5 protein-coding genes are annotated in these 24,998 nt (G+C 51.5%); 3 read left to right on the forward strand and 2 right to left on the reverse strand.

Annotated elements, in window-relative coordinates:
• Positions 1-16: 16 nt before the first annotated feature.
• Complete coding sequence (locus tag P6910_RS03750) at positions 17-1,378, forward strand: OprD family outer membrane porin (RefSeq protein ID WP_317144945.1); 1,362 nt, start codon at positions 17-19, stop codon at positions 1,376-1,378.
• A 23-nt stretch (positions 1,379-1,401) separates the two neighbouring features.
• Here the strand turns inward: P6910_RS03750 and P6910_RS03755 are convergent, their stop codons facing one another.
• Both P6910_RS03755 and P6910_RS03760 read right to left on the reverse strand, forming a co-directional pair.
• Positions 1,402-2,553: a hypothetical protein gene (locus P6910_RS03755; protein ID WP_317144946.1), complete on the reverse strand. Its 1,152-nt coding sequence runs from the start codon at positions 2,551-2,553 to the stop codon at positions 1,402-1,404.
• 96 nt (positions 2,554-2,649) lie between these two features.
• Positions 2,650-3,867 carry a hypothetical protein gene (locus P6910_RS03760; RefSeq protein WP_317144947.1) on the reverse strand — a complete coding sequence of 406 codons (1,218 nt, stop codon included), beginning with the start codon at positions 3,865-3,867 and terminating at the stop codon, positions 2,650-2,652.
• A 469-nt stretch (positions 3,868-4,336) separates the two neighbouring features.
• On the opposite strand from P6910_RS03760, the gene P6910_RS03765 reads away from it, so the two are divergent.
• Positions 4,337-5,035, forward strand: a complete 699-nt coding sequence (locus P6910_RS03765) for a SapC family protein (RefSeq protein WP_317144948.1) — start codon at positions 4,337-4,339, stop codon at positions 5,033-5,035.
• Positions 5,036-5,142: 107 nt separating this feature from the next.
• Positions 5,143-24,987, forward strand: a complete 19,845-nt coding sequence (locus P6910_RS03770; RefSeq protein WP_317144949.1) for a leukotoxin LktA family filamentous adhesin — start codon at positions 5,143-5,145, stop codon at positions 24,985-24,987.
• The last annotated feature ends 11 nt before the right edge of the window (positions 24,988-24,998 follow it).

Consider the following 24,998-nt stretch of genomic DNA (forward strand, 5'->3'; position numbering starts at 1 on the left):
TTTAGCAGGTTTTAATATGCACTTAAAATCAGGTTTACAACCATTAGTGCTTTTTGCTTCAGGATTTTGGAATACTGCAGTTTTATCGGGTGAATCATTATCTGATAATTCACCCTTTATTAATAATACGACACTAGACGGAAAACTTCGGACCGTATATTACGATGTACATAACACTGTAAAAGACTCGACACTCGGAGCCTGGACGGGAGGCTTATCGCTGGATTTGAGTTCCAGTCTCGGTGATATAGTAGGATTAGGGGCCAGTTTCTATAGCGCTGTCAAGTTGTATATGCCCGAAGAGAATGCTTATTCATATCAACTTTTAAATGGTGATAATGAGGGGTTCAGTAAACTGGGACAAGCCTATATCGAAGTAAAGTTACCGTCAACTTACGAAGACCGATCACTCAGCTTTAAGGCGGGACGACAGAATTTGCGTACCGGACTGATTTCCGGCTCCAGCTCAAGAACCGTTCCCAGCAACTGGAATGGGTATAACCTTAAAGGCACGATTGGAGACCTGAAAGTCGGTTTTGCTCTGGTTGATCAGATGTCACTTAGAAATCAGGCCGGGTTTCATAGTCTGATGAACTTTTCCCGGGAAAAAATTGATTACATCATAGGTGCTGAAGCGATCTATACACTTCAGTTTTCCCATGAGCGCGAATTGCGGCTTAAATATCGCAATGCTTTTGCCAAAGACTTTTTAAAGGCACACAATGGCGATATCTTATTTACCACTTACGCAGGAGAGAATCTCAAAATTAACCTGGGGGGCAGTTATTATCAAACCCAAAAAAGTGGTCGTCTCTGGGAGGGTAAGGGCTGGGGTGGCTCACCATTATTTGACGATAAGGCCAGTGTTATCAACCTTCACGGGGGCATGACTGCTGGTTCATGGCATTTTCGTGCAGGAGTCAGCCATTTTAAGGCGCCGTCCAGTGAAAAAGCTTCCAGCAACGCTTACACTCCACCCGGTGCCTATTATTATGATTTCGGAGCAAACACCCACGGATACTGGGATATTAACACTTCCGGTTATGCAGAAGATATGTTGTACGACGGGGAGACAACATGGATGATGGGTCTTACCTATAATTTTTCTGAATCCTGGCTCAAAGGGCTCAAGGCAGGTTATTCATTTCATTATGGCTCCGGCATGAAGGTCAGCGCCCCCGGCGGTCATGAAATAGCTGTCGCAGAACAGGAACACGACATTCATCTGGTTTATGCCTTTCCGAAGACTGTGTTGGAAGGGTTGAAATTTAAACTGAAATACGGTCTTTATCGAAATGATAAGGCATTACAAAAAGCCATTCACAAAGAAGAAAACGATTTGCGTGTCTGGCTCGATTATGATTTCCGGATTTTCTGATTTCAGCCGGAGGTGTTGTCGCCTTATGGAGAGTTAATGGCTGCATAAAAGAATTGACAACGTTTCATTTCAGCCTGATATTTTCTTTTAAAGGATGGACTAAGAGCTGACAGCCTTTTCCAGCTTGTTGACACCGTTACCCTGGGATCAACAACCCGACAACGAATATTCTCAAAGGTTGTGCTAGCCTCGCTTACATCAGTTGTCTCATAAACCCGGTACCAGGCTGACTTTATTTTCTCGACAAGAGCGGCAACCTTTGTATCCTCGCTGCTTAGCATGGACTGCCATACTTCATCATCTCCCATTTGGTATTTGATGTCTTCCAAGGTCAGTTCATTTACAGATATCATGCGTTTGATTGCCTCTGTCGTCCATTGGTAAAGTGTCCGTCCCCAGGCTGTGACAAATATGTTCTTGTTGAGTTCCAGACTGGCATCTGCAAGTAACTGGGCCGAACCCTGACTGTCAAAATACCAGTGGTTTGTTAGCGGGTCATGGTGAAGGGACTTTATAATCTGATCGACCTGCGCCCGGGTTAGAGTTTTCCTTCTGGCTGAGCCTTGTAGTATGTAATCCAGCCGGTCTGCGCATATATCCGGCAGCTCTCTTTCAAGCATTGTAAATTGAATATTTTCAGGGGCTATGTCGTTAGGCGTTAGATCATGTTTTTTTAAAATCAGGGCAACCCCGTGCTCTTCTAAAAAACCTATAAACAGCGAATCATGGTAATCAGGATTTCCTGCAGAGCTTGTAGTAAAAAGGTAATCTGAGACATGACTGAAGGCAGTGTGAGATATATCGTGGAGCAACCCACTGACCTGCTCCTCAAAAGGGGCTCTGAAATAATTCAGAAGATAAAGTACCCCAAGGGAATGATCATAACGGGTATAAGATTCATTGTTGTGCCCTTGAGAGTCGACCAGCTGAATAATTCCATACTGATTAATGTGCTTCAATCGTTGAACAGGTTGACTGTTCAACAGTTCTGACAATAAAGGAACCTCGGCACGATTCAGCTCTAATACTCCATAATAGGTTTCTATCTGCTCATGGTCGCTGCTATTGGCTCTGGCCAGGAAGCCTAAAACACATAAACAGACTAAAAGCACACGCCACGAGAAGTGTTGGAACTGCTGGTGGCTGGACTCAGACAGAATATGACTGGTTATCATTTGAGGTACCCTAAAACACGGCTAAAACAAGGCTAGCTTTAAAGCGGTGTTTGCCAGTATAGTCGCTTCCTCTGCCCGTTTTTTCTAAACTGGCTGTCAGTTAAAGAGAGCGTGTAAATAATCCAAAGGAGCGTAAAATTTCTTCCACTGATTCCAGGCTGTCTCCATGAGACTTTCTTCAAGTGAGGTGCCATAAACTGCATTGTTTGAAAAGCCATTGATCAAAGCGAGATCCAATGCAGCAATGAGGATAATGGCGAGGTTTTTCAATATATCTTTTGAGTTCAATTGTGAGCTGAGTGACATGTCCAGTTTTGAGATGAGAGACATCAGGGAACGAAAAACCCAGGTTCCGGCTCCGGCACCAAGCCCGAATGCGACCCCATTTCTGACTCCAGCAAGAGTTCCAACTTCACCTGCAACTCCGAGTAACATTCCGGGTGCAGCTCCAGCTATGGTGGTAAATGCGGCTGTGGTTTTGATCCCGAAGAGTCTCGCTACTGCGGGTGCGACTAAGGCTACGGCTCCAACTCCAACCATATCTGGATAAAGTGCTGGTAGAGAGATTATTGCTGAAATTATCCCTGTTAATGTGGCTGACACTGCATAAGCAAAGGCTGCTTTTGCAGGTCTGAAACCTCTGGCTATCATTGCCTCATAAATGATTGTCCCGACGACTACGCCAGTAAGGGATGACAATGAGAGCTTCTCACCATAAGCATATTGTAAAGGTGAGATGGTAACTTTATTCTGATACCGTAAAGCTTGGGTGATAAGAGTTCCGGCTACAGTTCTTGATACTATCTCACCGGAAAAAATGGCCAAGGTTACCAAAGGTACAGTATGGCGTTTGTGCTTGCTGATAGTTTTATAGCGAATAAAACTACCCGCTCCTAACAATGTAAATCGTAGAGGCTGCCACCAGGCCCGTTCAACGGGCCAGGGCGATACGTGTCCTGCCAAAGCAACCTCTGTAGCGGTGATGGCGGCTGCCAGTTGATTACAGTTACAGAAAGATAATTTGTAATGGCGTACTTCAAACTCTTCAGCGGTGGACAGGTCAAATCTACCCGCAAGGGCAGATACCAAATTGGGTGATTCGCAGATGCTGTACCAGAATCCATAATTTAACAAAGTGGAAGCTGCCAGTCCGGTAGTAATAGCAGTCAGTTTCAGACTGCTTTCAACCAGCGAAGCGTTATTGTAGTGGCTCAAAAAATCAAATTGTTCTTTTTTCGGTACTTCTGAGTGGGCGACAGAACACATAAAAAACAAGTACAGAAGTAGCGGTAATAATTTACCAGATATATTCATGAAGCCTGTCCTGAATCTGTGTAACTGATTGATCAAAAAGTTACCAAATAAATAGGGCATCCATATATTTAACTAATCGACAAGTTTAGCTATTTTCCCCCTGTTTCCAATTTTTACCTTTGTAGCGGGAGATCCCCTGACTCGAGCCCGCAGCAGTCTGATTAATTCAGCTTCGAGTCCTTATTATCACCGTGTGTTTGCTGTGTTCGCAGGACATACTTATGACCTGATGCCTAATCATTATCAAATTGTGTTCGGCGGTTGTGGACTCTTCGTTTGTTAAGACTGTCAGGATACAAACTGTTTATTGTGATTATTGATCTAATCCAGCTTTCATCGTCTTTATCTGAATTGCAGCCGTATTTGCGACCTCCTACCTATATTTCGGTTTGAGTAGAGCGCGTGAATTGTGCGACAATGCTATTGCCAATGAGATTAAACAAGAATTATACGAGAATGGACTTCAAGCATGGCAGCATTACTTTTCTATAAAGACCCTGCACCACTCAACCGTGATCTTCACAAGGCACTCAGATATCAATCTTCCGGAGACTATTCATTCACCGATAGCGTAAATTCTGTGCCGCTGACCGGTATTGAGTTTTTTGAAGCCAGTCGGGATATGCCTGTGCTTTTCAGCAAGGATGATGAAGGACGTTTTTTTCCTCTGGCGCTGCTTTCACTGATGGATGCCGGCCATAAACAGCTGGATGGTGAAGGGCGCTGGGAAGACAGTTATGTTCCAGCCTTTGTCAGACGCTACCCTTTTGCTCTCACCGATGAGGGAACGGTTTGTTTTGACAAGGAATCTGCTCAAATTGGTGGTGAAAAGGGTGAGGCACTCTTTAATGATGAAGGCGAAAACTCTGAAACCCTGAACAACATTATCCAGTTTTTGAACAACTACGACCAGCAGTACAAAAATACCCGAGCCTATTGCGATGAATGCAGTGAGCTGGAGCTTTTCTCACCTTTTAATCTTCAGGTCATGGCCGATAAGGATAATCCCCTGAGGCTGGAAGGACTCTATGTCATCGATGAGAAAAAACTGGCCGGGTTGCAGGAAGAAAAAATAAACGACTGGTTCAAGGCTGGCTGGCTGGCCTGGAGCTATGCGCACCTGCACTCTCTGGGGTCGCTCAGGCGGTTGCTGAAAAAACAGCAGTAAAACTGCAATCATCAAGAGTTAAAACAGACGGGGGCTTGCCCCCTATTCTTCGTCTGGGGCGCCAGAAGGACAGCGTCAGGAATAAAAAGAAAAAGGAAAGGGATTCTATGACATGCTTTAATCGCACGCTGTTGTCGACCTCTATTGGCCTGGCTAACAGGGCGACATTTAACAAGGTTCCCTGGCCGGTAGTGACTGGTGCTCTGTTTGCTGCGCCCGCAATGGCAGTGGATAACGACATTCGTGCCGTTGATGGAATCACTTCTGTGTCTAGTTCCGGTAATGTCCATACCATTACGTCCGGAAAGCGCTCCAATGCTTCTGCCATCAATGTCTTTGACAAGTTTGTGGTCGGTACCTCTCATACCGCCAACCTCGTAGTGCCTGCCGATGCAAGTAATCTGGTCAATATTGTCAAGGGTTCTGATGCACCGGAAGTACACGGTATTCTGAATAGTTACAAGAACGGCTCCCTGGGCGGCAATGTGGTATTCGCCAGCTCAGCCGGTTTTATCGTGGGTGAGACGGGTGTCGTCAATGTCGGCAAGCTTTCTATAAAAACACCCGATAGCAGCGATATCACTGCTCTACTGTCCAGTGGCGAGCCGGTAGACAGTGAGGTCAGTGATCTCCTCAATAACAGTTTCAGTGTCTCTTCCTCTGGCCTGGTGAGAATCCAGGGCAAGATCAACACAGCTTCAGGCATAGACATCTATGCCAACACCATTGATGTGGATGAAAAGGCCATTATCATTGCCGGCAACGCAGCGGCTGCCAGCGGTGTCAGCAACTATGGACAGAACAACGATTACACGGCAGTTAACGTCGACGACCTGACTATTCCAAACGAATTAAAGGTCGATGGCGGCACTATTGTTCTCAAAGCTTCCAGCAGCACAGACGGAGCCATTAATCTGTCCGGTGATCTTTATGCCGATGGTGGATTTACCATCACGGCTGACAAAATTTCCGTCAACTCGGGTTCTACTCTGGATGCAAGAGACGGCGCCAGTCTGGCTTCGTCCGGCAGTATTCAGTTTCAGGCTGATGCTGGCAACTCTACGACACTGACTCTCAATGGCGGTAGCAATCGTGTACTTCTCCAGAGTGGTTCTGCCGCTTCTCCGGAAACCAATGATTCCGGCATTAACCTGATTGGCAGCGTTCTCTCTGATGGATCAGTGACAGTCACCGGTGACAAGGTTCAGATGAGTTCCGGCAGTTCTCTGGATGCACAGGGTAGTGTAAGCGTCACGGCTACTTCTCAGGCCAGTGTCAGTGGCAGTCTGGCTGCGGAATCGGGCATCAGTATTGACTCCAAAGATATAGACCTGAACAGTGGCAGTGTACTCGATACTCGAAACTCAGGCGACACTGCCCGGGGTGATGTAACACTCACGGCATCAGCCAGCCAGGATGTCAGTCTTGCTTCCGCCAGTGCCACGACCAATATTGATTTCAGCGGCCAGGTCTATGCCGGAAGTCTGACCGCCAGCGCCAAATCGAAAGCTGCCAGCAGCATCAAAGAGGAACCTGCCGTAGCTATGGGCTCTGCAGTGGGTGGCGCCCTTGCCGGTGCGTCATTTTACCTGATGGACGCCGATGCTGAAGCAACAGTCAACGTCAACAGCGGCGCCAATATAAACGCCAGTGGTAATGTTTCCCTGGCTTCCGAATCCCATGCTGTTTCCGACGCTTCCGCCATTACCCTGGGTAATGCTCTTCCCGGAGCACTGGCGGCGGTTTACGCCACCAGTGACGCTACCAGTACCACTCACGTGAAGTCAGGAGCAACGATTCAGGCGGGAGGAAATCTGGACGTTTCTGCCCACAACGAATCCTATGTTGCAGCCACAGCATTCAACCTTATTGCTGAAGATGCCAACAAGGTAGTGATTGCTGCTGCCGTGGGCGAGTCCGATGTTGATGCCACTGCCAAGATTGACAGCGGCGTTACCCTGGACGCCAACAATCTGGTGGTGGCCGCAGAGAACCAGAATTACTACCATATCTCTGCTTCTGCCTATGGCCTGAAAGCCACCCGCTATGGTATTGCGGTTGCCGTGGGTGATTTTGATACCAATGCCACAGCCGAGCTGGGCAGCAGCCTGGGAACCGATCAGGATAAGACGGGGAATGTCACCATCACAGCCCTGGACCGGACTTTGAACCAGAGGGTTCACTCCGGTGTGACTGTGGGCAGTAACCTGTTCATGCGCACTATCGGCTCCAAAGCCATCAGTGGGGTTTCTGCGTTACAGAACGGTGTCCACAACTTCACCACCAAATACCTCCCGATAGGGCACTCTGCTCCCACCGATGAAACGGGCAAGGTCAGCTTCAAAGGCGGCCTGGCATTTTCCCTCAACCTTTCGGATCACGATGCCTACAGTTTCCTCGGCACTAATGTATCAGGGCAGGCGGATGCGCCACACATTATTGCGACTGGCAATATTCTGGTCGCCAGCCAGACCGATCTGGGCAGCGACAACCAGGCCGTTGCGGGTGGTAATAACAATGGTGCCCTGGGAGGCGACCAGGGCGGTTACAGAACGTCGGCAGAAGCGGCTGTATCGGCTCCCAAACAGAATTCCAGTGGCAGTAGCCAGACTCCGGCATCGGACAAAAGCCTGGCGCTGGCCCTCAATCTTGCCATTAACGACAGTGACGCGGTAGCGGAAGTCGGCCAGTCGGTACAGATCGATGCGGCTAATCTTGGCGTCATTGCTCTGCAACATATGCCTATTGTCTCCACCTACGACAAGTGGGACACCTTCTCTGATGTCGTCGGCAAATTTAACGGTGTCGGCGGGTTACAAAACAATATTCTGACCGGCTTCGCCAACGCAGGTGCTGCCGCTGATAAGGAAGCCTACGGCGGCAGCTTTAATGTCCTGTGGAACGATATGGACACCAAGGCCTGGATAGACGACAAGGCCAAAATTACGACAACCGGCACAGGCAACTGGAGCGCCAGCAGAGAGGTGAAGGCCAACAGTGAGGTTCCCGGAATTCTGGGTAGTAGCAAGGTCTTTAAAGACGTCACTTATACCTTCTCTTTTGACGACTCAGTAGCGGTCAGGGCTTATAACCTGATGGAGACCGCCACGGTTGCTGGTAATCTCGGTAGCCTGGGACTGCTACCGAATGCCAACGGCACCAATGAGAAAGGTAAGTCGGTTGGCGGCTCCATTTCCTACATCCAGCAGTCCGGTTCAGCCGTGGCGGGTATTGGCAAGGCCACGGTCAATGCTACTGGCAATGTGGGTGTTTACGCAGAAACGGATGAGCGTCACTTTCTGGTGACGCCTTCCTCAGGGCAGTCCAGCGGCATTGGCTTCAGCGGAGTTCTCGGCTTTCTCAATTCGGAAGTGTTGACTCATGCATCCATGCACAACGAGGCTCAGCTGAGCGCTGATAATCTGGTTATCATTGCTGATCATGAATTTGGCAACTGGGCGGCGGCTGGTGCGTTCAGCTGGTCAGACCAGTCAGCGGTTGGCATCGCTATAGCGGCGAACGTTTCCCAGGGCGACACCAAGGCGTTTATTGGCGATAACTCAAAGGAATACAATAAGGTCAAGTTCCAGGATAAGAATAATAACGAGGCCGATAAACCTACACCAAGTTCGCCAACGGCACCTGATCCAACAAAAGGCATCGTCGTTAACTCGGTAAACGTACGTGCCCGTGCAACAGGCACCAACGGTTCTCTGGCGGTTGCCGGAGCATTAACCACGGAGCCCAGTGATGAGCCTGGCATTGGCACCAAATTCGAGAACTGGTACAACGGCCTGTCCTCCAAGCTGGCTGCGAATTACACTGGCGCTACCGGAAGCAGCAGTGATTCATCAATAGGCAAATCTTCAGAGAGCGGCAAGAACGACGACAGTGGTTCAGGTTCTGGCAAAAGCTCAGCGGAAGTTTCCAAGGATCAGCTGGGTCTGACAGGGGCGGGCAGCTTTACTGTCTCAGTCAACAATATGGACGCCAAGGCCATTATTGATGGCGCTGCCATCAGTGGTCACCAGAACGGTAACAGCTACAACGACGTGGATGTTGACGTTCAGGCTCTGGAAAAAGTAATCTCGGCTTCTGCAACAGGTTCAGCAGCGCTGTCCATGCTGGGGGCAAATTCACCGACCAATCAGGACACTATCGCCGGAGCTATTTCCTATCAGATCAGTTTCAACGATGCCCTGGCCTGGATTAAAGACTCTGTCATTACTTATGCCGATGACGTAAATGTCCAGGCATTGCACGGCGGTGAACTGACTTCCGTTGCCCTGGCGCTATCTGTCACCAGGCCGGACTCTTCCTCTGGCCAGACACGTAATGGTGCGCTGTCCATCTCGGGTGCCCAAATATACGACGGCACATCAGCACGGATTGAAGGTTCGTCCATCAGCTCAAACCAGGGGGCGAATAACGATCTTGAAGTCTCCGCCTATAACAACAGCTATGTGGGCGTTGGTGGCGGCACCCTCTACGGCGGCGGCAAACAGGGGGCCGGTCTGGCCGTTACCTTTGCCGAGATTAATGATCCGTCCGCCATTCCCGGAGACGCCAACCCGGATGGCAACAACGTTCTCAGTACTGCCTATGATGAGGATGTTTATGACGGTGCAGCCACTGAAGCCATTGTTGATTTCAGTGGTTCCAACCGCTCTTATCTCAACAACTTTGACCGGGTGGACATCAGCGCCCGTAGCCTGAACCGGATCGGTATTGGTGCCGCAGGTATTGGCTATAACAATAATCAGGAAGATTCCCTGGGCTTCCAGGGCAGTTTTGCCATAGGTTCCATCGGTGCGGATACCAAGGCGTTAATGAAAGGCACCAACATCACTGGGGTGGGGGTCGTTAATCTCAATGCCAGTGGTGAGAAAGACGACGATCTTGACAAGATTCTCAGTGACCTCGGTTCCAGCAATACCAACAAGGACTACGACTTCAGCGGTGCTGAAGCCATGGATAATACCAACGTCCATACCAGCGAAGACGGTAGCGGCTCGACTTACAACTACTCCTCAGAAGGCAAGCGCATCATTGCAGTGGCCGGTGCTGTTCAGGTTGGTAAGAAGAACCTGGGTATTTCCTATGCCCATGCGGATGTAAAAAGTGAAACCAAAGCCCGCCTGGAAGACGTCAATATCAATAAGTCAGGAGCCGGAGCAGACGTCAACATCAATGCTCGTGACAACTCCCTGCTGTATAGCGTTGCAATCGGTCTGGGCGTGGGCACCGGTGGCTTCTCCGGTGTCGGCTCTGTTGCGGTTAACCGCCTGAACAATCAGGTGTTGGCTGAAATTGGTGACTGGAGCGGTTCCGATAAGGGGACCATCAACGCCAGTGACTTGTCTGTGGTCGCCCAGAATGACATGGATCTGATTAACGTCGCTGGTTCAGTAGCAGTGGCCAGTGGCCAGGGAGGCGCTACTGCCGGAGGTCTGGCGGTAGCCCTGAATCTTGTAGGTACTGACGAGCATTCTACAAAAGCCAGAATCAGCAACACCAGCCTTAAGGTGGATGAGGATCTTACCGTCAGGGCGCTCAGTGGAACATCCAATGATCATAATCTGCTGGTGGGTAACGCCATCGCTATAGGTGCCAATCTTGGGCAGAGTGGTATTGGTTTTGCTGGCGCAATTTCTACCAATAATATCGATCAATCCATCGAAGCGGGCATTAAAGACACCGCCACCAATCGTTCCAGCGCAGCATCTTCAACCAGTGGTGGTGATGTTGTTGTTCAGGGTCAGGATTACAGTGATAGCGTAGCCACTGCCTGGATGGGGGCAGGCTCTGGCAATGGTTCTGCCGGTGGTGTCGCTATTGCTACCAACCGGGTGGATTCAGATGTCACGGCAGAAGTGCTGGGCAACAAAGGCAATCCTGGCAGCACAACGCTCAATGCGCAGAACGTGACTGTTGACGCTTTCCGCCGTAACTGGCTGTTGACCATAGATGCTGGTGTTGCTGCTTCCAAACAAGTGTCGCTGGTGGGCTCCGTGGGAACCGGTGTTATAGACGGCAATGTGACAGCAAGAATTGCCGACGATGCCCGAATAGATGCCTGGAACAATGTACTGGTCAATGCTGATGCGATGAGCGTCAATCTGGTGGGCAGTGGTGCTGTCGGCATTGGTGTCGACGCAGGCGCTGGTGCTGTTGCCATCTCTACAGCGATGGAATACGGCAAGACAGAAGCCTACATTGACGACGCAGTGGTGATTGCCAAAGGCAAGGGCAGCACCATGCAGGTAGATACCGGTGACCTCAAAGGCTATGGTGATCTGCCGGACCTTTCTACTGCGGGTGACAGCTCCAATCCTGACGCTGTCTCCATGGGCGACCTGACTTCCGGCTTCAACACCTTGTCTGTGGAGCGCACCAAAGAATCCGTCAACGGTCTTGTTGTTAACGCAACGTCCAGAACCAAGCAGCGTGCGATAACCGTTGGCGGTGCTGGCGGCAAGACCGTCGCTATCAATGCCAACGTTGCTACCAACGGTACTTATAACGCTACTAAGGCTTATATCAAGGACTCCACCATCAACTCCGGCGTTACCGGTGAAGATGGTGCTGATGTCTATGTTCGTGCCAATGCCCATGAAGCGGGACTGGCTATTTCTGCAGGTGTTGCTGTTTCTGGCGGTGGTGAAGCTGCTGGCGCAGGTGTCGGTGGTTTTGCCACCAATGCCCAGAAACGCTCCAGTGAAGCCACCATTGAAAACAGTACTATCAATGGGGATAAAGTGACCATTGACGCCAATACTTCCAAACTGGCTCAGGCTGTTTCAGCGGGTGTAGCGGCTGGGCTGGGAGCAACCGGTGGTCTTGGCGGTGCCGCTTCAGTGGTTATCACTGAACAGGCAGGTAATACCCGTGCCTGGTTGCGTGGTGGTACAACCAATGCCAGAGAGGTAGTGGTTGTCTCCGACAGACGTCAGGAAGCCAATGTCGCTGCCGGTGCAGCCGGTATCGGTACGACAGTGGGCGTGGGCGTCGGACTGGCAGTCAATATTGTGGGTGGTGATTCAAAAGCCATTATTGGTAATGATCTGGACGATAACGGCGATACCCTGACCACCGCAGTGAACTCAGATACGGTTACTGTGGATGCCGATCGGGTTTCCAGCGCAAAAAGTTACGTCTTTGGTGCTGGACTGGGTGGCGGTTATGGTGTCGCAGCCATGATCAATACCACGGAATTCCGTGGCGAGACCCGTGCAGCGATTCATGGCTATCTCAAGAATAGCAACCTCACCACAGACATTCGCGGCAGTGACGGCAGTTCTGCCGCCACTCATGTGACCGTCAATGCTCAGGAACTTCAGGATGCCGATCAGTGGGCTGCGGGTATCGGTGCTGGCGCCAGTTTGGGTGTGGGTGCTGTGGCGAATGTGGTGCTCGGCCGTTCCCAGGTTTACAGCGAAGTGGTTGGCTCAGATATTGAGGCGGGTACACTGGATATTGACGCCAATGCCCAGCGCCAGTCCGATCTGATCAGTGTTGCCGGCGCTGCATCCACTAACGCAGCGGCGGCGGTGAGTATTGGTCTCGCTCTTTATGGTCAGGGTGATACGACAGCCGAAGATGGCACCAACGCTGAAGATGAGTTTGATCCAAGCCGAAACGAAGCCAACACGGTTCTGGCTACGGATACTGCCAGCTATAACAGACATCTGTCTGATGAAGAAATTGCTACGCTGGAAGCCGATAACAATGTCACTATAACGCGTAGCCTGACGCCGTCTACCTCAACGACTACAGAATCAGGTAAGTCTCTCAAGCTTAGTGGTGAAAGTGTCACTGCTGCCCGGATCAGTGGCGGCAAGATTGATGTCGATACTCTTAACGTCAACAGTCGTACGCTGCAGCACAGCTATCAGGGTCTGGGTGCGGCCCAGGCCAGTTCTGTGGGTATCGCTGGCGTGGTGGGTATCAGCCGTTCTTACGAAATGAACATCGCCACTGTAGACAGCAACGTCAAGGCAGACAGTGCGGTGATCGGTGCAAGTCTGGAAAACGCCAGCAGCGATGATGGCGCTCTTGAAATGAAGAGCTTTATTGTCGGTCTGGGTGGTACCAGCGTCGTTATTAACTACACCGATGCACGCAGTGAAAACCGGGTGGTGGCCGGGATCAGCTCAGCAGAGGGTAATGACACGGGAGATCTTGAAGTCACTGCTTCCGATTCCACCGATATTCGTCTCGGCGATGTCAGCAGTGGCAAGCCATCATCGGTTACCGACGGTTCCCTGAATATTAATATTGGCGCCGGGGCTCTTGGCGTCAGCATTGGTTATGCAGAAAAGGACAGTGACATTGACGCCTGGGTGGGTGAGACAGGCAAGCTGATCGACGGCTATAACAACATCACCGTTTCCGCTCTCAATCAGGGTATGGTCAAGAGCACAGGTTTTGCTCTGGCAGGTGGTTTGTTGGCTGGAGTTCAGGGCGTTGTGACTGATGCCCGCGATGATTCCGATGTAAAAGCGACAGTTTACGGCACCATTGATACCGGCTCTGACTCCAGCGCCGTTAATATCAATGCCCAGTCTGCATCGGAACTCTACTCCAGCGCTTACGGTGTCACCGTTGCGGCGGGCGGTTCCATGGGCGGCTCCTTTGCTTATGCCATTGCCGATACCAAAGCGGAAGCCGAAGTGGCTGACGGAACGGTATTTAACGGCAGCGGTGAAGTCATTGTCCGCTCCGAGACCGGCAGTGGCGCTGACGGTTATCAAAGCGCCTATGCTGCGGCCTTTGCTGCTTCCGGAGGTCTGCTCCTTGGCGTAGCGGGCAGTGAAGCCAGGGCCACTAACAAGTCTCAGTCTATCGCCAGAGTAGGTGATGGCGTGTATCTGCCGTATTCCGACTTCACCGTGAATGCCCGTCACACCGGGATACAGATTGCTGATGCAGACGGCTACTTTGTTGGCCTGGTGGCGGGAGGTTATCAGACAGGTGTTGCTCAATCTTTCACCTCAAGCCGGGTTGAATTTGGCGAGAACCCGATTGCTGCTCTGGAACGTCCAGGTGACCTGACTCTGGACGCCACCAGTTACAACCAGAACCAGAGCTTTACCACCGCGGGCGGTGGCGGCTACTACTCTGGCAGTGCTGCAGAGTCGGTTATGGATGCCGGTGATCACAGCAATGGCAATTACTCCGCTGCGGTCAAGATTGATGACTGGTCTGGCAACTATCGGATTGTTCCTGTCGATGCGGGTGGTGTTTATATTTCCGCCAGTAGTGAGACTGAGTTCTTTGCCGGAACCGATGCGACAACCGTTTCTGTAGTCGGCGGTTCAGGTGCAACTTCTCTGGTCGAGGTGGATACCAATGCCAGGGTGGATCTGGGCGAGAATGTCAGCTTCTCAGCGCTGGATATTGATATTGACGCCTTCAACAGCGCTTACCAGATTCAGAATCCTTACTTCAACGGCTTTACCTCATCGATTCATGGAGCAGGTGGTGGCGCCGCCAACGGTACTGCAGGACTTTCCTACCAGGACCTGAAAAACCTCGCCGCCGAAGTGGTGGTGGGTAAAAACGCAGTGCTGAAGATTTCCGACCTGGCCTGGATGGACAGCACTTACGACCACAACATTATGCTGGACGCCAACACGGACTTCTTTGTCTACGACGAGTCCAAGCTGGAAATCGGTGGCGCCCTGCAGGGTGCAGGCGCTGAATCGGATGTGGATGTCAAAACCCGCAACAAAATCTCACTGGGTGAGGGGGCTGAACTCTATAACCCAAGGGGAGAGATTGGTATCGGCACCTACTCCCGGGGCAGTGCCGTGTCCCAGGCCAATGTAACCGTCTGGGCAGCAGCCGGTGTTGCCGGTGGTGTAAGTACCGTTGATCTGGATGTTCTTAACCAGATTGATATTGGCAAGAATGCCATTATCAATGGCTATGGTAATGTCGGTATCTACAGCGGCCGTGGCAGTAATTACTTTCAGGAGAATCAGCTGACTGGTAATGCCTTGGCCAACGTCTATAACTGGACGGCTATTCCTATTCCGGCTGGCAACAAGGCAAAATCCAACATCACCCTGAATAACAAGGTGAACTTTGCTGATGGCTTTGACATTGGTTCTGACAGCCACGTGTTTATAGAAGCTAATGAGGGGCAGGTCAGTTCCACGCATCGGGGCATTGAAAAGAACCCCTACCTGGAGTTGTTCAGTTCTGAAACCAGCTTTGGCAGCAGCGACTCCAGCACCAGTAATATTCTGACCTTTAACGGCAATGGTAAGGTAGTTGCCGGGCAGTACGCCTATCAGTGGGTGGAAATAGAGTCCGACGGCACCATTAATAAGCAGCTCTACCGTTATGGTACGGCGGCCCGGATGAATGAGAAGTACTCCAGCCGGGCAGAATTGGAAGCTTACATCAAGGATCTTCAGGACCGCGTTGACCTGCTGGAGTCCTGGGACGGTTCCAGTATCCTTATCGATGGGATTACAGTGAGTGACGGCGATGGCGAAGATACTGGCAGCTCATCCGGCACCGGCTCCGAGAATATCGTGGATGGCGGCACAAACCCTTACCAGGATGAGATCAATGAGCTGAAGTCAGAAATTGTACTGCTGTCGGCTATCGTCAATGATCTGTCTGCGAATCCCAACGATGCCATCAGGGTGGCAGATGTTCAGGCTACAGCAGGGAATATCAACCTGGTGGCCGACACCATTACACTGGCTGGCAGTAACAAACCTACCTTTACTGCCAAAGGCGACGCCTACATCAAAGTGGAGAACAAGACCGATGAACATTTGCTGCTGGAAAACCTGAGCATTACCAATCAGACCGGCGGTAACGTGTTTGTCACTGGCGGTGCCTCGCTGGGCAGCAGTCATATCTTTGAGCAGTCCGGCAGTGATTACACGTCGAAGACTGGTATTGATATCAGCCATGCACCAACCGGCGCCAACTACCTGGACTCTGACGTTATTATTAATGGTGATATCTCCAATCTGCTGTCCAGCGTCAATATTGACGTGGCAGAAGGCGATCTGATCCAGCAGGCTACCATAGAAGCCAACGCCATTAACCTGAACGTAGAGAATGGCAGCCTGCTGCTGAACTCCAACAAGCCACAGACTTACGGCCGTGATCCCAAGGCGCTGGTCAACTACACCGCTGGCTGGAAACCCTCCGCAGAAGGTTTTGTGCAGCTTTATCTCAACGACAAATACAGCACAGCCATCAACGCTACCGGCATTAATGACTTCAATAACTGGTTTACCGGCCGTGCCATCCGTCATACCGATGACCAGAAGAGTTATTACCAGGGCGGTAGCTACGGCTACGACGAGATGAACATCTACTTCAACTGGGGCTTCAGCGACAGTAAAGAATACAACGGCAGCGATGCAGTCGTATTTGAAATGCGCACCAACAGCAGCAGTCGCGGTGGCAGCAAGTGGAAGTTCAAGCCTGTTCAGAACTTACAGTCCAGTCTCGAGCAGAGCGCCACCTACTCTCAGGTAAAAAGCAGTCTGGGCGGCACCGGTACTTCTATTATTGGTGAGAAGGTCGTTATTAATGCCGAGCGCCTGGATATCAACGGTAAGATCATTGTTGGTACCGATAACTCCTGGTCTGTGGATGTCGGTTCAGGTTTTGATGCGACTATCGCCGATTACGTCAGGGATGCCGGGCTTTCTGCCGGCGATGTGGTGAATATCAGTCCAGGTGAAACCAAGGCTCTCTGGGTCAGAAGTTCGTCTCTGCCCGGCCTTAAAACCCTGAAGTATTATAACTTTGATGTGTCGTCCAGTAATGGCACCTCCGGCATTGGCCTGACTTATGATGTCGCTACTGGCAAGCTCAGGGCTGATGATATTCCGGTCAGCGGTGGTGGCTATGTGGCTATCAGGGCCAGAATTTCTTCAACCGGCGAAGAAGGCAATATTACCGTTAAGGACGGTCTTGGCCAGATTGACATCAATAACGACTCCAGCAAGCAGCTGGTGCTGGGTACTATCAGCGCTGGAGACGACGCCACTGGTGTTATCCGCATTACCGACCTGAACAAAAGAAAAAATGGCAGCTATTACAGTGAATGGTTTGTTCACTCGCCCGGTAACAAAATCAGACAGTATGAGACCGATGCCTGGGCGGTCAGTTATGACGAATCCAATTATGTGAAGAGCCTTGGCGGCACCGGAACAACGTCGACCATGACTTACAACCCCATGGCCGGACAGCTGTTTTATATCCGTGAAGGGGCGACAGTGGTGCGTAGCTTCGATCCGCCCGGAGACAGCTCTGCGCCTTATGATGGCAAGTCTATTGATGGCTACTTCGCAAAATACCCGAACACCCTCGGGGACTGGTATTACGAAACCAACTGGAATACTGAAACCAGCTATTACACTACCTGTGCCTACAAGCCGGAAGCCTGTTCCAATGGCACAGCCAGTAATTACCTGACCCAGGTCTATGACCGTGGTGGTGAGTACGTCTGGGGTGTTAAGTGGGGCCTCAGCTACGACAAGTACTATGGCAGTAACATGACCAATGTCGATCCTGTGGTCTACGTTCCCTATCGTATGTGGATGGATGCTCACACTTATGTGAAAGCAGACAATGCGATCAGCTTCCAGTTTACTGGTTCGGCTAATGGCTTTATTGACCTGACCTCAAAATCTTCTATTGAGCTGACCGGAAACGTTTATAACCCCAGTGGTACCACGAATATCAGCACGCTCAATAATCTGATCACTTCGGGTTCCACCGCGATTACCTCTGACGTGACCACCATTGCGGCCAGAGGCAGCATTGGCAGCCAGGATAATGCACTGGCGATCATTACCGATGAGCTGGGTTTGAGCTCCAGTCATGGTTCTCTCTACTTCAACGTGACAGGCGCTGATGGTGACGTCGAACTTCGACATCTGAAAGCCAAATACGACATTGTTGGTGTTGTTGACAAAGGCATTGTGGCCAAAGACAGCAGTACGATTATTCAATCTGATCGTCTGGATCTGACCAGCTCCACCGGCGGCATTGGTAGGGTAGGAACTATTGGTAATACTGGCACCTACCAGTTCGTCAATATTTCCACCACCGGCACAGTGAAACTGAATGCCGCTACTGATATTGCTGTTAATCAGGCCAGTGGTGACCTTGAGCTATACAGCGCCAACGCTAACGAAGAAGTCGTGATCAAGCTGGGTAATGGCCGGATTACCAACGGTATTGGCCGACTGGACAAGACCGATGAAGAGCTGGCTTATGATGCTGCGGTGTGGGACAGCCTGAACCTCCTGGATGACGACGCCGGTGCTGTGACTGTGTCGTCTTACGAAAACCAGTTCACGCACAAGTACCATACCTACTGGATGATCAAGCAGCGTCTGTCTGACGACAGTGATGCCGGTTTCACTATCGATCCGGCCTTTGTTGAAGCCCTGAAAGTGCGTTACAACACCACTGACGAAGTGGAACTGACCAGCTTGGTGAAGTCCGACTATCAGGGGCTTGAACAGTGGTTCGCAGACCAGGTTGCTGCCGCTGATGTTTACGACAAGCCTGAAGATGCCATTGGCATTGAGCAGAAAGGAACTCTCTTCGGTTATGACTACGGCACTTTGCTCACTGGCAGCTACGATCAGAGCTATCGCTTGGCTCTGGCGAAAGACTCCAGTTGGTACACAGGCATGGTGGATGGTGCGAAGTGGAAGCAGAGCCAGCTGGATATCAGTATCTCTGCCACAGCGCTGAATGGAGACGCCTCCAGCCAGCTGACCAGCAGGGAAGCGAACATCAAGGCTTCCGACATTCACCTGATCGCCAATGGTGGCAGTGTCGGTGAAAACCTGAATGACCTGGTCTTCAGTGTCAGCCGCGATGGCTCCGGAACCATCACCGATGCCCAGAAAGCGGCTCTGCTGGCTGCTGGTGCCGGTGATATTTCAACGACAGTGACCCAGAACAATGTTACGTTCAACGTCAAGCAGGTTGACCCGATCAAGATCGATATGTCCGGAGAGCTGTATGCCTCGGCTACCAAAGAGATCTATATCGAGTCTAAATCCGGCCTGACCCTGGGCAGCCTGGTCTCTTCCGGTAACGACATTCGTCTGGTAGTGGATGGTGCCATTGACGCCAAATCAGGGCTGACCAATATAACTGCCCGTGACCTGTTTATCGCTAATACCCGTGGAGATATTGGCTCGCAAAGCAATGCCCTGAAGCTCAACCTCACAGGAGCGCTCAGGCAGGCGGGTGCTGCATCAGATATGTACCTTCAGGGTGTGGGTGGTGATCTTTATCTGGGATCAATCAGTGCTGGTGGCCTACTCTCCATAGCCAACGGTAATGATCTTCTGTCGTACAACAACGACAGCTTCCTTTCTGCTGAGTCATTCAATCTCGACGTCAACAGCCACGATCTGGGCAGCAGCTCCGGAGCGTTGAACCTGATTATGACGGGTACGGGTAGTTTCCGTGCTGACGCAGGCAATGCCTGGCTGAACGTCAAGGACTCCAGCCTGTTCACGCTGGGCCAGGTTGATATCGACAAGACACTGTCCCTCAGCGCAGTGGGAGCCCTGGCTCTGCAGGGGAATCTTGACGCTACTGACCTGATACTGGATGTGGATGGTGCTCTGACCAGCGGCGCTTACACAATGACCGTTGGGAATGACGCTGATATAGATGCCGACAGCATTGATCTGGACGCCATGAACGTCAGGGTGGGCAGTGCCAATATCTACGCCCAGTCTGGCGGCCTCACTCTCGGTGATGTCACTGCAACCAAAGGTCTTTTGACGCTGCTGGCTAATGGTCAGCTGACCCTGAATGGTGACATTGTGACTCAGGGTGGGAATCTTCTGGCTGACGCTAACAGGATTGCAATGGATTCTCTGGCCTCTGTGACCAGCTCCGGCAATATCACCATGACGGCGTCGGACAGCATGAACCTGTTTAATCTGACAGCCCGCAATGGTGTGATTGACCTGACTGCCACCAACGGCTTTGATGCTCAACTGGGTTCAATTACCGCCACTCGTCTGGATGCCCGTGAGGTAGACATCGAAACCCAGGCTGACCTGACTCTTAACGACACAGTCGCAACCTCTGCAGGCAATATACTGCTCACCTCAGGTGGCGATATGTTCCTGAATGCGGACATCACCAGTGACCAGGGCTCCATTATTCTCGATGGACAGAAGGGATTATATGCCACTCGTCGTATAAAGTCTGGCCAGGATCTTCAGATCACCACCAAAGGTAACCAGGAGCTGAGCACTCTGGAGGTTGGCGGCAACCTGGATATTGATCTGGAAGGCGGCTCAACCCTGAGTATTACCTCTGCCAAAGTTGCCGGGCTTGTGGACATTCTCTCCAGTGGCGACCTGACTCTTTCCGGCTCACTGGCTGCGAGCGATGTGAGTATTGAAACAACCGGTGGGCTGACCTCTGGCGGCTCCATCAGTTCTTCTACAGGTTCCATGACCCTGAAGATGGGCAAAGGTCTAAACGTTCAGGGTGACATCAGTGCCTTCAGCAACATGAATATTGTTGCCGTTGAGGGCGTCACCATGGCACCCGGCAAGAGCATTACTGCCGGCGGCTACATGGACATCAATGCCGCCTTCATCAATATGAGCGACAACAGCCTGATGAAATCCGGCGCTGACATGAAGCTCTATACACCGGGCTCTATGCTGCTGGGTACTCTGGAAGTGGGCGGTGACCTGGATATCGATATTGAGTCGGGTGCCGAGCTGGCTATCAGCAGTGCCACGGTTGCCGGTATCGTCGACATTCTTTCCAGCGGTGATCTCGATCTGTCCGGCTCTCTGGCAGCCAGTGATGTCACCATTGAAACCGCAGGCGAACTCACTGCCGGTGGCTCCCTCAGCTCTTCAGCTGGCTCCATGAGCCTGAAGGTAGGTAAGGGGCTGAACGTTCAGGGTTACATCAGCGCCTTCAATGATATCGATATCGTTGCTGCAGATGGTCTGACGATGGCGTCTGGCCGAAGCATCACCGCTGGCGGCTACATGGACATCAATGCTGCCTTCATTGATATGGGCGACAAAAGTCTGATGAAATCCGGCGCTGACATGAAACTCTACACACCGGGCTCCATGTTGCTTGGTGTTCTGGAAGTAGGCGGCAATCTGGATGTCGATATTGAATCAGGCTCTGTGCTTGCCATTGATTCTGCCACGGTTGCGGGCACCGTTGATGTTCTGTCCAGTGGCGACCTGACGCTGTCCGGCTCTCTGGCAGCAGCGGATGTGAAGATAGAAACCGCAGGCGATCTCACTGCCGGTGGTTCTATCAGTGCTTCTGCAGGCGCCATGACCCTGAAGATGGGCAAGGGTCTGAATGTTCAGGGGGATATCAGCGCTTCCAGCAATATGAATATAGAAGCGGTTGAGGGTGTCCTGATTGCTTCAGGCAGAAACATGAGCGCGGGTGCTAACCTTGATCTCAAGGCCGCTTACCTCGAGATGGCGAACAGCAGGATTCTCTCCGGCGGCAACATGCAACTGGCCACCACCGGTCTTATGGATCTTTCCGAACTGGTGGCAGGGGGTAATCTGACCCTCTTCAGTGGATCTGGACCGATTCTGTTCAACAAGTCTGTTACCGCCGGCGGACAGACCAGCATCAGAACAGGCAGTCCGGTTGTCCTGAGACTTTCTGCGTTTACAGAGCCAGGCACAGTGAATCTGGCAGCGGGAGAAAGCATTACCTCAACCGGTGGCATCTCAATAGACACAGACACTCTGGTGCTGGGTGACAACAGTCGTTTGAATTCCGGGGATGGCGTCACTGTCTTGCTCAACACTTTTGAGATGGGCGACGATGTGGAAATTTCTGCTGTCAATGACATCGACATGACGGTTCAAAGTCAGGTCGTTCTTAGCGGCCCGGTAAGTTCCGGCGCGGGTTCCATTCGAATTACCGGGGCTGAAGGTCTGGATATTCTGCACAGCCTCAATGCGGGTCAGGATATTGTTCTTACTGTTCCCGAAACCGTGGTTCTGCCCACCGAAAAACACCTGCTGGCTGGACGCAGCATCCGTGTGACTTCTGACTGGCTGGATCTTCAGGGCGACAACAACCTGCACGCAGGGGAGAACCTGACACTCAGCAATAATGGAATGAGTCTGCCTGACACGACCAGCCTCAGAGCTGGCGGTGATATGGCATTGCTGACCAGTGGTCTGGTCAGGTTGAATGGCCAGGTGCAGCAGACCGGAGGCTCTTTCCAGATTAACACTGACAGTGACATCCAGCTTGAGCAGGACATCAATGCCGGTCGACATATTCTGTTGACTACACCTGAAGATGTCTATCTGGAAGTGGGCCGCAGCCTGGTTTCCGGGGAGGACCTGCGGGTTGAGTCCGATGGGCTCTATCTGGGACGAAACACTGTGCTTGATGCCGGTGGCAACCTGGCACTGATTAATAATACTCTGTCACTGCCTGACAGTGTGCAGATCAGCGCGGGTGGTGATTTTGAGCTTGAGACCGATGGAAGGCTCTATCTTACCGGCACCATTGGTGATATTGGCGGCTCTCTGCGGATTCGCACCGATGAACTGTATCTCTATCAGGATCTGAATGCCGGCGAGAGCATTGAGCTTGATACCAGCTACCGCATTTATCAGCAATACCGCAGAAATCTGGTAGCTGGAGAAGATATCAGTCTCAGTACTGACCGTTATTACACTGGTTATCGGACCAGCCTGACGGCCGGGGATGATATTTCTGTGTCTACCCGGGATGGACTCGACTTTTACTACGTCAGCGCCGGTGGTGATTTCGCTGTTGACAGTGAATACGGTGATGTTCACTTCAAGGAGTCTGTCACAGCGGGTGGCGACATGAGTGTTGAGTCTGGCCGTAGTGTTTATCTCTCGTCGTGGAAAGACATCAATGCGGGCTCTCTCGCTGTAGGAACTGCCGATCAGCCCGGGGCTTATCGTTTCTCCGTGGGGTATGGCAGCACCATCGAGACAGAGGGTGACCTGCTGGTGAACACCACCTACACCCAGGACTATCAGGAACTGAACGTTGGCGGTGATTTCACGGCAAGGGCTGAATATGGCTCTATCCATTTCCGTGACTCTGTGACCGCAGGTGGCGCCGTGAATCTCCACTCGGGAAGGGATATCTACCTGTCAGCCTGGGAAGGTCTTAAGGCCGGATCACTGACCGTCGGCACTGAAGGTCAGGAAGGGGCTTACCGATTCACGGTTGGATATGGCTCCTCCATCGAAACCGACGGCGATCTGTTTGTGAACACCACTTATTCTCAGGACTATGAAACTCTGAATATCGGTGGAAACTTTGTCGCCCGGTCTGCTCATGGAAATATTCATTTCGATGAATCAGTCACGGCGGCGGGTATTATCAACCTGGATGCAGGTCGTGATATTTACCTGTCATCTCACAATGACCTTACGGCAGCCTCCCTTTCCGTAGGATCAGAGAGTCAGGCAGGAGCCTACAACTTCTCGGTTGGTCACAGCAGCACCATCAACCTTGATGGCGACCTGCTGGTTCATACCAGACACGATCAGCAGTATCAGGCAACAAACGTCGGTGGCAATGTTAATGCGGTGGCTGAGCAGGGGCGGATTTACTTTGCTGACTCCGTGATTGCTGCAGGGGACATGCAATTGCAGGCAGGGCGTGACATTGACCTGTCAGGCCGCAGTGTCCTCAGCGCCAACTCTCTGACCATTGGCAGTCAGGAGCAGGCCGGGGCATACAACTTCTACGCAGGGTACGACAGCCGTATTGAGATTGCTGACGACATGTTCGTACACACCACAAACTACCAGTCTTATCGTGATGTGACGGCTGGCGGTGATTTTGAAGCCATTGCTCATGGCTGGATCAATTTCGGTGGTGATGTAAACGTGGCAGGAGCGATGAACCTTTATTCCGCGAGGGATATCCATCAGGCTTCATACACTGAGATAAAAGCAGATTCGCTTACCGTCGGTTCAGAAGGATCAGTTGGTGCCTATCGCTTTACTACAGGCTATGACAGCGTTATAGAAACCGCTGGAGATATCTTCATCAGCACCACTTCTTCCCAGAATTACCGTGCGCTGAATGCAGGAGGCGACTTCACCGCCAGGGCAGGATGGGGAGATATTGATCTGGGTGGATCAGTCATTGCTGAAGGTGCTGTGAGCCTGTTCTCCGAGAGGGACATTACCCTTTCGGGCTGGACAGACCTTAAGGCGGCCTCACTGACAATAGGTTCCTCTGAGCATTATGGAGCTGATCGTTTCTCAATGGGTTATGACAGTTCCATCGAAACCAGTGGCGCGGTAACCATTCATACTCGAGGTAATCAGTATCTCGGTAGTCTGACATCCCACGCTGATGGAATGGCCTTTGCCCTGACCTCTGCACAGGGGGGCATTTATGGAAACAATGAATACAGATTCAGCAAGTGGCGCGATGCCAGTCACCTGACAGCCAGCAACGGAGAGGCTGTTCTTCAGGCTGCTACAGGTATCGGGCACCCGCTGGTGGTTGATTTGCCATGGCTTTCAGCAGAAACTGAGAGTGGCAATATCAATATTCTGGCTCGTGCCGATCTTGAGGCCAGTCTGCTTAAGACGACCGGTGGCAATATCTACATGACAACTCTGGGCTCACTGTCCATTGATGAACTGGCAGGTAACGCCTGGCTGGTGGTGGGGGATCTGCTGTTTGCCCGCAAAATGACCATGGAGCGTGGCTCGATTCGTGCTGAAAATGGCGTGGAGGTTGAAGAACTCAGTCTGACTGGCAGGCATGGCGTCAGCTTTTACGCGCCTGATATCCGCGTGACTCAGGTCGATGACGAGGGCACCAGAACGGAAGTCGATACACAGCGCTATGCGTATATCAAGCCCGCCTCTGAAAGCCGCAGTTGGGGGTGGGGGCGATTTTTCTAGGGAGTAATTGG

It is taken from the genome of Endozoicomonas sp. 8E (assembly GCF_032883915.1).
Lineage (GTDB): Bacteria > Pseudomonadota > Gammaproteobacteria > Pseudomonadales > Endozoicomonadaceae > Endozoicomonas_A.

Excerpts from the sequence above, each read along its gene's own strand:
- P6910_RS03750 (WP_317144945.1), top strand. The coding sequence starts at position 17 with ATGCACTTAAAATCAGGTTTACAACCATTAGTGCTTTTTGCTTCAGGA.
- P6910_RS03755 (WP_317144946.1), bottom strand. The coding sequence starts at position 2,553 with ATGATAACCAGTCATATTCTGTCTGAGTCCAGCCACCAGCAGTTCCAA.
- P6910_RS03760 (WP_317144947.1), bottom strand. The coding sequence starts at position 3,867 with ATGAATATATCTGGTAAATTATTACCGCTACTTCTGTACTTGTTTTTT.
- P6910_RS03765 (WP_317144948.1), top strand. The coding sequence starts at position 4,337 with ATGGCAGCATTACTTTTCTATAAAGACCCTGCACCACTCAACCGTGAT.
- P6910_RS03770 (WP_317144949.1), top strand. The coding sequence starts at position 5,143 with ATGACATGCTTTAATCGCACGCTGTTGTCGACCTCTATTGGCCTGGCT.